The sequence below is a fragment of the Macrococcus capreoli genome (assembly GCF_025628935.1).
Lineage (GTDB): Bacteria > Bacillota > Bacilli > Staphylococcales > Staphylococcaceae > Macrococcoides > Macrococcoides capreoli.
Genome location: NZ_JAOTIS010000012.1, coordinates 33,831 through 46,100, shown reverse-complemented (window position 1 = coordinate 46,100; position 12,270 = coordinate 33,831). Strand labels below are relative to the sequence as shown.

The window sequence follows — 12,270 nt, the reverse complement described above, 5'->3', positions numbered from 1 at the left end:
ATCACGATGCAGGAAGAAATGAGTGTCGTTAGTCAACGAAGTATTGCCAGAAATATATATGAAATCGTGTTAAAGGGTCAAATAACGAAAGAAATGACAACACCAGGACAATTTGTGCATATCCGTGTTGGTCATACAAGCGAATTTATGCTACGTCGTCCCATTTCTATTTGCTCGGTTGATCAAACTCAACATACATTAACTTGTCTTTACCGTGCTGAAGGTAAAGGTACGAAAGCATTATCGAAACTAAAGGAAGATGATACTGTTGATATATTAGCACCACTGGGACATGGTTTCCCGGTGAATGCTGCTAAACATACTGCATTGCTAATCGGTGGTGGTATCGGCGTCCCTCCTTTATATGAATTATCAAAGCAGTTAAATGCCCGCGGTATTAGAACGATTCATGTGTTAGGATTCCAATCAAAAGAAGATATGTTCTATTTAGATGAATTTACCAAGTTAGGTGAAACGCATATCGCTACAGTAGATGGTTCATTTGGTACACAAGGTTTTGTAACGGATGTTATTAAAGCATTACCGAAAAACTATGACACATTCTACACGTGTGGACCGATTGTTATGATTAAAGCGATTGAAGATGTATTACCGGATACACCGGGTTATGTGTCACTAGAGGAACGTATGGGATGCGGGATTGGTGCATGTTACGCATGTGTTTGTAAAGCAGATAACGATGAAGGATATGTCAAAATCTGTACTGACGGTCCTGTATTTAAGAAAGGGGCGTTAGCACTATGAGTCGATTAAATATCAATTTACCTGGGCTAGATTTAAAGAATCCGATCATGCCTGCAAGCGGTTGCTTTGCATTTGGTAAAGAATTTGCAAACTTCTATGATTTAAATGAACTCGGTGCCATTATGATTAAAGCAGCAACACCTGAATCACGTTTCGGAAATCCAACACCGCGTGTTGCCGAAACTTCTAGTGGTATGATTAATGCTATTGGGTTACAGAACCCAGGCGTCGACCATATTATTGCACATGAACTCAAATGGTTAGAGCAATTTGAAACACCGATTATCGCAAACGTAGCTGGTTCTAAAGAAGAGGATTATGTTGAGGTTGCAGAGAAGATTTCAAAGTCACATAATGTAAAAGCATTAGAACTGAATATCAGTTGTCCAAACGTCAAAGAGGGCGGTATTCAATTTGGTACGGATCCAAAAACTGCTGCTGAATTAACACGCAAAGTGAAGGCTGTATCAAGTGTTCCGGTATATGTTAAGTTATCACCAAACGTAACGAATATCGTTGAAATGGCAGTTGCAGTAGCTGAGTATGCTGACGGTATTACGATGATTAATACACTTGTTGGTTTACGTATCAATGAGAAGACGGGTGCACCGATCATCGCGAACGTTATTGGTGGACTGAGTGGTCCTGCTGTGAAACCTGTTGCAATGCGTATGGTATATGAAGTACGTAAAGCGTTACCAGATTTCCCGATCATCGCAATGGGCGGTGTAACAGACGCACAAGATGTCATTGATTATATTTCTGTCGGTGCGGATGCAGTTGCAGTAGGGACTGCCAATTTCCAAAATCCAACTGTATGTTTAGATATCATCAACAGTTTACCAACTTATTTAGATCAACTTGGTGTTAATCATATTCATGAATTAAAAAATAGAACACATAAAATACTGGAGGCAAAATAAATGTTTCATAAACCGATTATTGCATTAGATTTTAAAAATATGGATGAAGTAAATGCATTTTTAAAACCGTTTGAAGAACCGTTATTTGTAAAAATCGGAATGGAATTATTTATGCAAAACGGCCCGGAAATTGTGAAAGCGATACGTCATCAAGGTCATGAAATATTTTTAGATTTAAAGTTGTATGACATCCCGAATACTGTCCGCCAAGCAATGCTAGGTTTAGGTAAGTTAGATATTCAAATGGTCAATGTCCATGCAGCAGGCGGTAAAAAGATGATGAGTGAAGCAATGCAAGGATTACGTGACGCAGGAAGTGATGCAAAACTCATCGCTGTGACGCAACTGACAAGTACGTCACAGGAAGTGATGCAGCAAGAGCAACGTATTCCACTTTCAATCGATGAATGTATATTACATTATGCAACGTTAACGCGTGATGCGGGACTTGATGGTGTAGTATGCTCAGCAAACGAAAGTAAGATGTTACGTGAAGCATTAGGTGAAGACTTCTTAAAAGTAACGCCTGGTATTCGTACTTTAACAGATGCAGTAGGGGATCAAGTCCGTGTTGCAACACCTGAATTTGCAAAAGAGAATGGCTCAACTCATATCGTTGTAGGCCGTTCTATTACACAAGATAGCAATCCAGTAGAGAAATATTATCAAATTAAGAAAGCGTGGGAAAATCATGTTAAATGAGCAAATAGCGAAATCATTATTAGAAATTGAAGCAGTATCACTTCAACCGAATGACATGTTCACTTGGTCATCGGGGATTAAAAGCCCGATCTATTGCGATAACCGTTTAACGATGAGTTATCCAGCAGTTCGCGACGAAATTGCTGAAGGTTTAAAGTCATTGATTGAAACACATTTCAGTGATGTAGAAGTGTTAGCGGGTACTGCAACAGCTGGTATTCCACACGCAGCATTTGTATCTCAAAAGATGAATTTACCGATGAGTTACGTAAGATCATCTAGTAAGAAACACGGTAAAGGCAATCAAATTGAAGGTAAAGTTGAACCGGGACAAAAAGTTGTTGTTGTAGAAGATTTAATTTCTACTGGTGGTTCTGCAATCGAAGCGGCAGATGCTTTAAAAGCTCATGGTGCTGACGTATTAGGGATTGTAGCCATTTTTAGTTATCAATTAACGAAAGGGAAAGAACGCTTAGCAGAAAGCGGCTATCCATACTATACGCTTAGCGACTTCGATACGTTAATTCATGTTGCAAAAGATTTGCAAAAAATTGAAGCGAGCGATATTGAAGGATTAATTGCATGGCGCGACGCATTATAATGTGATATAAAGCTGTTTAATGTATAATTACATTAGACGGCTTTTTTTGAGGTGAAATAGATGGCGGATAAATGGAGTCATATTAATAAATTTATAAAGAACCCACAATCAATAGCAGAGAAGAAAAGACTGGATACTGAAAATGTGAAGAAAGAAAAATTCACAAAAAATAAATTGATTGCACAAGTGAAGAAACCGATTAAAGAATTCGACTATCATATTGATTCGTTTATTAATTATGTTTATCGTACGATAATGATGCCGAATAAAATAATAGACAATCCGAAAAGTGGTAAATATTTTTTCTTCGCGTTTACAAATTTTTTATTATATTTGTTGCTTATCTTTATATTAGGTACATTTCATACAACACCGTTAAGTATGAATGCAGGATTAAAAATGGTTGTGAGTGGTGCTACTTTTACCATACTATCGTGTATTATGACATATTTAATACAAATGGTAGCACTCAATCGAACGAATAATTTTTATAAAGTATTTGTGGATACGATTAGTTATTATACGATATATAATGTGTTTATCATATTCGAATATATTGCGTTGTTTATTACGCCTGAGAGTGCGATCATCTTCTATTTAATTCGTTTCTTAATTATTATGACGATCCCGCTTAAATTGTTTGCAACGTATCGTGAAATGAATAATGTTGAAATAGATGTATTTCCGCTGCATATTACCTTTATTATCATAATGGTGATTTATTTATTCATCGCAAAAGATATAGAGTGGCTGAATTTCTTTAAGTTTATGTATTTAAAATAGGAGAGGCTATCGAATGAGCGTTTAGACGCATGCAAACTGGAAACAAAGCCGAAAAATCACGCTTTGATTTTGAAGGATTTGTTGAAGTTTGACGGGCGTCTGCTCATGAGATGCCGTTTAGAGGCTGTTTTCGATGCGCTTTGACAATAAAAAACCCAACCGCTAATTCAATTCGAATTGAATTGGCGGTTGGGTTTTTTTATTTGTCATTAAAGATCGCTGCATTCATTTTTTCAGCAATGGCATCAATGTCTTCTGTAATAAGTGATACATATAATTTTATTTTTGGTTCCGTACCAGAAGGGCGTAATGCAACCCAGCCTTCTTCAAAGTAGAACTTTAATACGTTTGCTTTCGGTAAGTCAATTGGCGTAACACCGTCTGCCGAAGTGCTTGTTTGAGCTTCGTAGTCGTCTGTTTTAATAACTTTCAGACCTGCAATTTCAGTCGGTTGGTTATTTCGATAATTGGCCATAATGGCATCAATTTTAGCTTTCCCAGCTTGTCCTTCAAATGTATGCGAGAATAACTTTTCCTGATATTTTCCGTATTGCACATAAATTTCATTCATTGCATCCACTATCGTTTTACCTTCATTTTTCAGTTCACTTGCATATTTGATGATTAACGGCACAATTTGAACGGCATCTTTGTCACGGACAAATGGACCGGCCATAAAGCCATAACTTTCTTCATATCCAAATATATAATTGTAATCATGATTTGCTTCAAATGACGCAATTTTTTCAGCGATAAATTTAAAGCCTGTTAATACATCAAACATTTTAACTTGATTCTGTTCAGCAATAATGCGGCCTAATTCACTCGTCACAATTGATTTCACTGCTGCACGGTTACTAACATTTTGTGTAGATTGAATGCGGTAATTTAATAATAACGCACCAATCTGGTTGCCGTTAAAGTAGTGGAATTCACCATCAACATGCGCTACAATTCCCATTCTGTCTGCATCTGGATCAGTTGCAATCAGTAAGTCAGCGTTACTTTTTCTCGCATAGTCAATCGCCATATCAAATGCATCGTGATCTTCTGGATTGGCAGATTTCACAGATGAGAAGTTAGCATCGGGTATCGCTTGTTCTTTAACAACTTCATATTGTGTAAAGTTTAATGCATCTAACATTTCAGGTACAATCGGAACACTCGTACCGTGTAAACTTGTAAAGACTACTTTTAAGTCAGACGCTGGGATTGAATTTACTAAGTTTAATACTTCTTTTTTGTATGCTTCAATAACCTGATTATCTACAATTTCGATTAAACCTTTGTCTATTAATGTTTGTTTATCTTCAGTTTGCAAATGAAATACATCATTGATTTTATCAATATAACCACTTACTTTAGCAGCACCTTCCAGTGCTAATTGTCCACCGTCCGGGCCGTAAATCTTAATTCCGTTATATTCAGGAGGATTATGACTGGCAGTAATCATGACACCAGCATCCGTTTGTAAATGTCTTACGCAGAATGATAATTCAGGTGTTGTATGATAACGGTCAAAGATATATGTTTTTACACCGTAACTTCCTAACACGCAGGCAATGACATCACAAAATTCTGGTGAAAAATGACGTGTATCATAGGCGATTACAACGGTCGCATCTTGTTTCACTTCATTTAAATATTGCGCTAATCCCGTTGCTACTTTTTGTACTGTAAATTTATTAAGTCGATTTGGCCCTAAACCAATTTTCCCACGAATACCTGCTGTACCGAATGCAAGTGCTCCAACATATCCGTCTTCTTTTAAAGCTTCAGACGTTGCTGAATATGCTGCTTCAGTGATTAAACTATTTTCTAAATTTGATTCCCATAATTCACGTACTGACATCTCTTCCATCTCCTTAAGTTTTCTCTTCTTTATTAAAGCATGTTCATGATGCCGTTTACAATTAATTTATCTGATAATTGATTATAAACGTTTCTTTAATACGACATATTCAAAAGGGGACAAATTATAAAAATGTTTAATACGTGTCCCTTCTAAATGGTTAGATAATAACACTTCATATTCTCCGAGTCGTGGTAAATTTACGATATGATGTAATGCTGTCGGATTGAACAGTAAGATTAATTCTGACTTTGTATCAAATAATAGTACGCCAAATAACGGATGCTCAAGTTCAATAGGCAATACACGCTGACGAATTGTTTCGATATTTTTCGTTCTAAATATACGATGTGTATTTCTAATATGAATCGCTTGTTTAATACGCTCAATATCGGGCTGATATTTAATACGTCGATTCCAGTCAATGCGATTAATAAAGTCACTTAAATTGTACGTATTACCATGACCATGTTTCGTACGATAAAATTCCTGACCGGCATGTAAAAACGGTGTCCCCAATGCAAAAATTGTGAAGATAGTTGCCAGTTGATGAATTTTATTTTTTTCTTCGAGTGTTTTTTTACTCGTATAATTAATGCGATCAAATAATGTATGATTATCATGCACTTCAACGTAGTTTACTGTTTGGGAGATTGGCAGTTCATTGCCGCGCGCGATAAAGAGGTTAAACATGCGCTCGTAATATTTACCTCCACCATTAAAGTATCCACGATCCATTAAATTAAAATTATTACCTTTTAATGTATCTCTAAAGTAATCATTAAAGAAATGGATTTCAGGCACACGCCATGCATTCACATGTGTTGTTTTCATTTCTTTCGGCATAGCTGTCGCTAAATCCCAGCCTTCTCCTAACAGAAACGCATTCGGATTGTCTGCCATGACGATCGACTTAATTTGCTGCATCGTTTCAATATCAATCGTTCCCATTAAATCAAAGCGGAAGCCATCAATTTTAAATTCATGAATATAATATTTAATCGTATCAACAAAGAATTTACGCATCATAATACGCTCTGTCTTCGTATCATTGCCAACACCCGTTCCATTACTTACACTACCATCACCATGATATCTAAAGTAGTAGCCTGGTACTAACTTTTCAAATGGTGATGAAGGCATATTGTATACATGATTAAAGACAACATCTAAGATGACGCTAATCCCTTGTTCATGGAATACTTTCACAACTTGTTTTAATTCCTGTATACGATATGCTGCGTTTGCAGGTTGTGTTGAGTAACTACCATCAATCGTTTGAAAATATTCAGGATCATAACCCCAGTTATATGCCTTTTCAAACTCAATATCATCTACGCGTGCAAAGTCATTAATCGGTAGTAATTCTACGTGGGTGATGCCGAGGCGTGTAATATAATCAAAGCCTGTTGATTCACCTGATTGTGTTGACGTATTCGGTTCAATTAAACCGAGTAGTTTTCCTTTTTTATGAGGTGATACACCACTATTAGGGTGCATCGTAATATCACGCACGTGCACTTCATATATAATGGCATCTTTTTGCATCGTTTCTGGTCGTCTCGTCTCCAGAAACCCTTCAACATGCGTCTTATTAAAGTCAATGACGACTGACTCTGTACTATTTACAGTGAGTCCTTTAGAATACGGGTCATTGACCTGAATCCATTGGTGATTGATGTAAGCATCATAATGATAACTTTGTAAATGGTAATTACCATATAACGTGATACGATGCGCACCATCAGATAATTTCTCCATCGTATGCACTTTATCATTGATATTCAATTTGATCACTTTGGCAACAGGTGACCACACAGTAAAAGTTGTTTTATTATCACGAACGACAGCACCGAGTTCATGATGGCGTGCATCGAAACGTTTTTCAAATGCCTCGGTTTGTGTCACCGTTCCAAGCAGGACAGGTATTTTTATTTGTCCGATATGAATAAAGAATTTATCGGAAATTTCAAGTGGGCGATCAGTATGAAATTTATAATAAGATTGATGATCTAAATGAATGACGTCAAATAAATCTAAGTCATGAACATATTTATTACTTACAAGTTGTATCGACTTAAAGTATTCATGCGGCTTTTCAATAGAGTCATAATGTAATGTGATGAGATTAAAGTCATCGATATATGCTGTGTTCATAAGAACCTCCTGTCACATTCATTATAACGCTTCTTGATACTTGAAGTAACTAAAATGATATTGTTACTAAAAAAGTGAAAACAGATGTATACTGAAGAGAAGAACAAATAATAAATTCAAGTGAACGTGCTTATCTCTATACATGTTAACAAAGTTGTAAAGATATCTTAGCGTTAATTTACACTAATTGACGTAATTTTTACAAAATTATCATATAATAAATGTTGTATAGAGAATAAGCCTGTTAGGGGTGAACGGATGATAACAGATTTAGATAAGTTTTTATTTCATCAAGGCACACATTACAAATCATACTCATTTTTAGGCGCACATTATGATAAAGCAGCGCATGCAACAACATTTACGGTATGGGCGCCAAACGCTGTATCAGTTGCAGTCGCTCTAAATGAGAATAATTGGACGGGTAAAGATTTTGAACTAAAGCGCGTTGAAGAGAGTGGTTTATTTACGGGAACATTTAAAGTCAAAGAGCATACCGTATACAAATATCGTATAACACCTCATACAGGGCCGTCATTTTTAAAAGCGGACCCTTACGCATTCTACGCTGAAAAGAGACCACGAACGGCATCCATCGTACGTAATATCGATTATGACTGGAACGATGCCCGATGGATGAAACAGCAACAGGTAAATCAACATCTGGCACGCCCGATGAATATATACGAAGTACATTTAGGTACATGGAAGAAGCATGACATCGAACGTACAGATAAAGATACGATAGACTCATATACTGACAAAACGTACTATACGTATCGTGAAATGGCAGAAGCGTTGATTCCATATGTGAAAACTATGGGGTATACCCATATTGAAATCATGCCCGTGACTGAGCATCCATTTGATTTAAGCTGGGGGTATCAAGTGACTGGTTATTACGCGCCGACGTCACGTTACGGAACACCACAAGACTTCAAATATTTTGTTGATCAATGTCATCAGAAAGGTATTGGCGTCATTTTAGACTGGGTACCTGCACATTTTTGTAAAGATGATCACGGATTGCGTATGTTTGACGGAACACCATTATTTGAACATCCAGATCCATACCGTGCTGAGAAACGTAACTGGGGCACGTTAACATTTGATTTTGGTCGTACGGAAGTACAGAGTTTCTTAATTTCAAATGCATTGTTCTGGTTGAATGAATATCATATTGATGGATTACGCGTTGATGCAGTGCATAGTATGACCGATTTAAATTTCGAGAATTTTGAACCGGGTGAACAAATCTTTAATGAAGATGGTACGAGTGAACATAAAGAAGCGGTCGCTTTTATTAAGAAGTTGAATCAGGAGATTCATTATAACGCACCGCATGCGATTATGATTGCGGAAGATTCCTCAGATATTACTTCTATTACGACACCTGTATCAGAAGGCGGCTTTGGCTTCGATTATAAATGGGATTTAGGATATATGCATGATACGCTGGATTATTTCGAAATAGTACCGGAAGCGCGTCAGGCGCATCATACACATTTAAATTTCCCGATGATGTATCGCTATAATGAACATTATATTTTACCGTTTTCACATGATGAAGTTGTGCATGGTAAATTATCAATGCTTGATAAGATGCCTGGGGATGAATGGCGTAAATTTGCACAATATCGTTTGCTCTATGGATATCAGTTAACACAACCTGGTAAGAAGTTAAACTTTATGGGTAGTGAAATTGGTATGTATGCTGAATGGAAAGATAAGGAACAAGTCGATTGGTTCTTATTGAAATATCCGATTCATGATGGGCTGCGTACATTTATTCGAGACGTTAATCAGCTTTATTTGAGAGAGAAAGCATTATTTGAACTCGATTATGACCCGAAAGGCTTTCAATGGATTGATGCAGATAATCATGAACAACGTATATTAAGTTATATTAGGCGCGCTGCGGATGGTACGGAATTAGTAATTGTATTAAATTTTTCACCTGAAGTGTATTATGACTTCAAAGTCGGTGTGACACATCCTGGTAAATATCGTGAATTATTTAATTCTGATGCGAAGCAGTATGGTGGTTCAAACCAGATCATATCAAAGTATTTATTTAGTCAACCTCATCCGATGCATGGTTTAAGTCATTCAATCCAGGGGAAAATACCACCATTAGGTTTTGTTATTTATAAGAAAGTCAAAGAGAGAAAAAGTAAATAAACAAAGAGATTTTTGCAAGACAATATAAATAATATAGGAATAGGGGTTATCAATATGGCGAAAGAAATAGTAGGGATGTTATTAGCAGGTGGTAAAGGTACAAGGTTAGGTCAATTAACGAAAAAAGTGGCGAAACCTGCAGTACCATTTGGTGGTAAATATAGAATTATAGATTTTACGTTAAGTAATTTAGCGAATTCAAATATTCATACAGTCGGTGTACTGGTACAATATGCACCGCTGATGTTAAATCGTCATATTGGGATGGGTAAACCATGGTCGTTAGATAAACAAGAGGGCGGCGTTACAGTATTAGCACCCTTTGCAGATCAAACAGGCGCATCGTGGTTTGAAGGAACAGCAGACGCCATTACGAAAAATATTCATTTCATCGATCAATATGACCCGGAATATTTATTAATTCTTTCTGGTGACCATATTTATCAAATGGATTATCAGGCGATGCTTGAGCATCATAAAGCGAAAAATGCAGATGCAACAATTTCAGTTATAGAAGTACCGTTTGAAGAAGCGAGCCGATTCGGTATATTAAATACGGAAGATGACTTAAAGATTTATGAGTTTGATGAAAAGCCAGCCGTACCGAAAAATAATTTAGCATCGATGGGGATTTATATCTTTAACTGGAAAGTTTTACGTGAGTATTTAATTGCAGATGAGAAAGATACAAATTCTGAACATGATTTCGGAAATGATATTATTCCGAAAATGTTAGCAGACAATAAATTGTTATATGCATACCGCTTTGAAGGATACTGGAAAGACGTTGGTACAATTCAGTCTTACTGGGAAGCGAATATGGATTTATTAAATGAAGATTTATCTGAATTATTAAATAGTAAGACGTGGCCAACATTCTCACATGAAGCGAACTTACCACCACAATTTATTGGTGGTGAAGCGAATATTACTGATTCTTTAATTTGCCCGGGGTCATTTATATTTGGTCATGTAGAACATTCTGTATTGTTTAGTGAAGTGACAGTGGGCAAAGGTTCTCACATAAAAGATGCTATCATTCATCCGAAAACTGTGATCGGTGAGCACTGTAAGATTGATAAAGCGATTATTATGAACAAAATCGTAATTCCAGACGGCACAGTAATTGATGGCACACAATGTGACGAACCAATCGTCATCGGTCCAGATAATTTAAGTGAGTATACAGGGGGGACAAAGTAATGAGATCATTAATGGGATTAATCAATTTAGAGAATGAACATGATTTTTTAGAAGAATTAACTTATTTCAGAAATGGTGCGAGTGTTCCATTTGCAGGCCGTTATCGTCTTGTTGATTTCAGCCTATCAAATATGGTGAATAGTGGTGCGAAAGAAGTTGCACTCTTTGTAAACCAGAAATACCGCTCATTAATGGACCATTTAGAAAATGGCGATAACTTTGGACTAGATGATCGTCAATCAAGATTATTCGTATTACCTCCTGACTGGCATGATCCGACAGATATTTCACGTGGAGATTTAAGACATTTCCATAACAACCGTGATTTCTTCTTACGTTCAAAAGCAACAGATGTGATTATTTCAGGTTCACAGTTTATTGCGAATACTGATTTCTGTGATGCATTTAAACACCATATCGAGAGTGATGCTGATGTCACATTAATTACAGAGCATAAAGAACAATTAGATGAAATGCATAGCCCGTTACTTCGTGTCAATAATGAGGGCGATCGCGTTATATTTTTAAATCATGATCAAGGAAATCATCATATCTTTACGGGAACTTATATTATTAAGAAAGATAAACTATTTGAAATTATGGATTTCTGTATTCAAAACTATAAAGAGAATTTCTTTTTACATGGTATTCAGGAACGTATGCATGAAATCAAAGTAACGTTTTTCGATATTGAAGAAACAACGATGTATATTAATTCTTTGAAAGCATTCTATAAATGTAATTTAGATATATTAGATCCAGATAAATATAAGAAAATATTCATGAAAGAGAATCGTATTAAAACAAAAATTTCAAATCAACCACCGACGAAATACAAAGACGGCTGTGTCGTTAAAAATTCTACAGTTGCTAATGGATGTGTCATTGCAGGTCATGTAGAGAACAGTATTCTATACCGTGGGGTTGAAGTTGCTGAAGGTGCAGTGATTAAGAATGCAATCATAATGACGAACTGCTGTATCCATAAAGATGCATATATTGAAAATGTTATTTTAGATAAAGATGTTATTGTGAATGAACACCAGAAATTAATTGGTTCTAAAGATAAACCATTTGTAGTTGCCAAACGACAAACAATTTAA

At 36.2% G+C, this 12,270-nt stretch carries 10 protein-coding genes; 8 read left to right on the top strand and 2 right to left on the bottom strand.

Annotated elements, in window-relative coordinates; translation table 11 throughout:
- The 5 genes from OCL94_RS09770 to OCL94_RS09750 are packed head-to-tail and all read left to right on the top strand — an operon-like array spanning nucleotide 1 to nucleotide 3,774.
- Nucleotides 1-765, top strand: a complete 765-nt coding sequence (locus tag OCL94_RS09770) for a dihydroorotate dehydrogenase electron transfer subunit (RefSeq protein ID WP_262996781.1) — start codon at nucleotides 1-3, stop codon at nucleotides 763-765.
- On the top strand, nucleotides 762-1,688 hold the full coding sequence (locus tag OCL94_RS09765) for a dihydroorotate dehydrogenase (RefSeq protein WP_262996735.1): 927 nt from the start codon (nucleotides 762-764) through the stop codon (nucleotides 1,686-1,688). The genes OCL94_RS09770 and OCL94_RS09765 overlap by 4 nt, the downstream gene beginning before the upstream one ends.
- Complete coding sequence (gene pyrF / locus OCL94_RS09760) at nucleotides 1,689-2,390, top strand: orotidine-5'-phosphate decarboxylase (RefSeq protein WP_262996734.1); 702 nt, start codon at nucleotides 1,689-1,691, stop codon at nucleotides 2,388-2,390.
- A complete protein-coding gene (gene pyrE, locus OCL94_RS09755; RefSeq protein ID WP_262996733.1) occupies nucleotides 2,380-2,991 on the top strand; it encodes an orotate phosphoribosyltransferase in 612 nt (203 codons plus the stop codon). The genes pyrF and pyrE overlap by 11 nt, the downstream gene beginning before the upstream one ends.
- 60 nt (nucleotides 2,992-3,051) lie before the next feature.
- Entirely contained in the window at nucleotides 3,052-3,774 is a 723-nt protein-coding gene (locus OCL94_RS09750) for a hypothetical protein (protein ID WP_262996732.1), read from the top strand.
- A 199-nt stretch (nucleotides 3,775-3,973) separates the two neighbouring features.
- On the opposite strand, the gene OCL94_RS09745 is transcribed toward OCL94_RS09750, so the two are convergent.
- Both OCL94_RS09745 and pulA read right to left on the bottom strand, forming a co-directional pair.
- The gene (locus OCL94_RS09745) at nucleotides 3,974-5,626 is read right to left on the bottom strand and encodes a phospho-sugar mutase (RefSeq protein ID WP_262996731.1); all 1,653 of its coding nucleotides are present in this window, start codon (nucleotides 5,624-5,626) and stop codon (nucleotides 3,974-3,976) included.
- Nucleotides 5,627-5,707: 81 nt separating this feature from the next.
- Nucleotides 5,708-7,783 (bottom strand): type I pullulanase, encoded by a 2,076-nt coding sequence (pulA, locus tag OCL94_RS09740; protein ID WP_262996730.1) that lies wholly within the window; start codon nucleotides 7,781-7,783, stop codon nucleotides 5,708-5,710.
- A gap of 258 nt (nucleotides 7,784-8,041) precedes the next feature.
- On the opposite strand from pulA, the gene glgB reads away from it, so the two are divergent.
- From glgB to glgD, 3 genes are read left to right on the top strand one after another with little or no spacing between them, the layout of a single operon-like run.
- Nucleotides 8,042-9,964 carry a 1,4-alpha-glucan branching protein GlgB gene (gene glgB / locus OCL94_RS09735; protein WP_262996729.1) on the top strand — a complete coding sequence of 641 codons (1,923 nt, stop codon included), beginning with the start codon at nucleotides 8,042-8,044 and terminating at the stop codon, nucleotides 9,962-9,964.
- A 54-nt stretch (nucleotides 9,965-10,018) separates the two neighbouring features.
- The gene (locus tag OCL94_RS09730; protein ID WP_317618555.1) at nucleotides 10,019-11,167 is read left to right on the top strand and encodes a glucose-1-phosphate adenylyltransferase; all 1,149 of its coding nucleotides are present in this window, start codon (nucleotides 10,019-10,021) and stop codon (nucleotides 11,165-11,167) included.
- Nucleotides 11,167-12,270: a glucose-1-phosphate adenylyltransferase subunit GlgD gene (gene glgD, locus OCL94_RS09725; protein ID WP_262996728.1), complete on the top strand. Its 1,104-nt coding sequence runs from the start codon at nucleotides 11,167-11,169 to the stop codon at nucleotides 12,268-12,270. Before OCL94_RS09730 ends, glgD begins: the two co-directional genes overlap by 1 nt.

Coding starts and splice junctions, on each gene's coding strand:
- OCL94_RS09765 (WP_262996735.1), top strand. CDS start 762: ATGAGTCGATTAAATATCAATTTACCTGGGCTAGATTTAAAGAATCCG.
- glgD (WP_262996728.1), top strand. CDS start 11,167: ATGAGATCATTAATGGGATTAATCAATTTAGAGAATGAACATGATTTT.
- glgB (WP_262996729.1), top strand. CDS start 8,042: ATGATAACAGATTTAGATAAGTTTTTATTTCATCAAGGCACACATTAC.
- OCL94_RS09745 (WP_262996731.1), bottom strand. CDS start 5,626: ATGTCAGTACGTGAATTATGGGAATCAAATTTAGAAAATAGTTTAATC.
- pyrE (WP_262996733.1), top strand. CDS start 2,380: ATGTTAAATGAGCAAATAGCGAAATCATTATTAGAAATTGAAGCAGTA.
- pyrF (WP_262996734.1), top strand. CDS start 1,689: ATGTTTCATAAACCGATTATTGCATTAGATTTTAAAAATATGGATGAA.
- pulA (WP_262996730.1), bottom strand. CDS start 7,783: ATGAACACAGCATATATCGATGACTTTAATCTCATCACATTACATTAT.
- OCL94_RS09730 (WP_317618555.1), top strand. CDS start 10,019: ATGGCGAAAGAAATAGTAGGGATGTTATTAGCAGGTGGTAAAGGTACA.
- OCL94_RS09750 (WP_262996732.1), top strand. CDS start 3,052: ATGGCGGATAAATGGAGTCATATTAATAAATTTATAAAGAACCCACAA.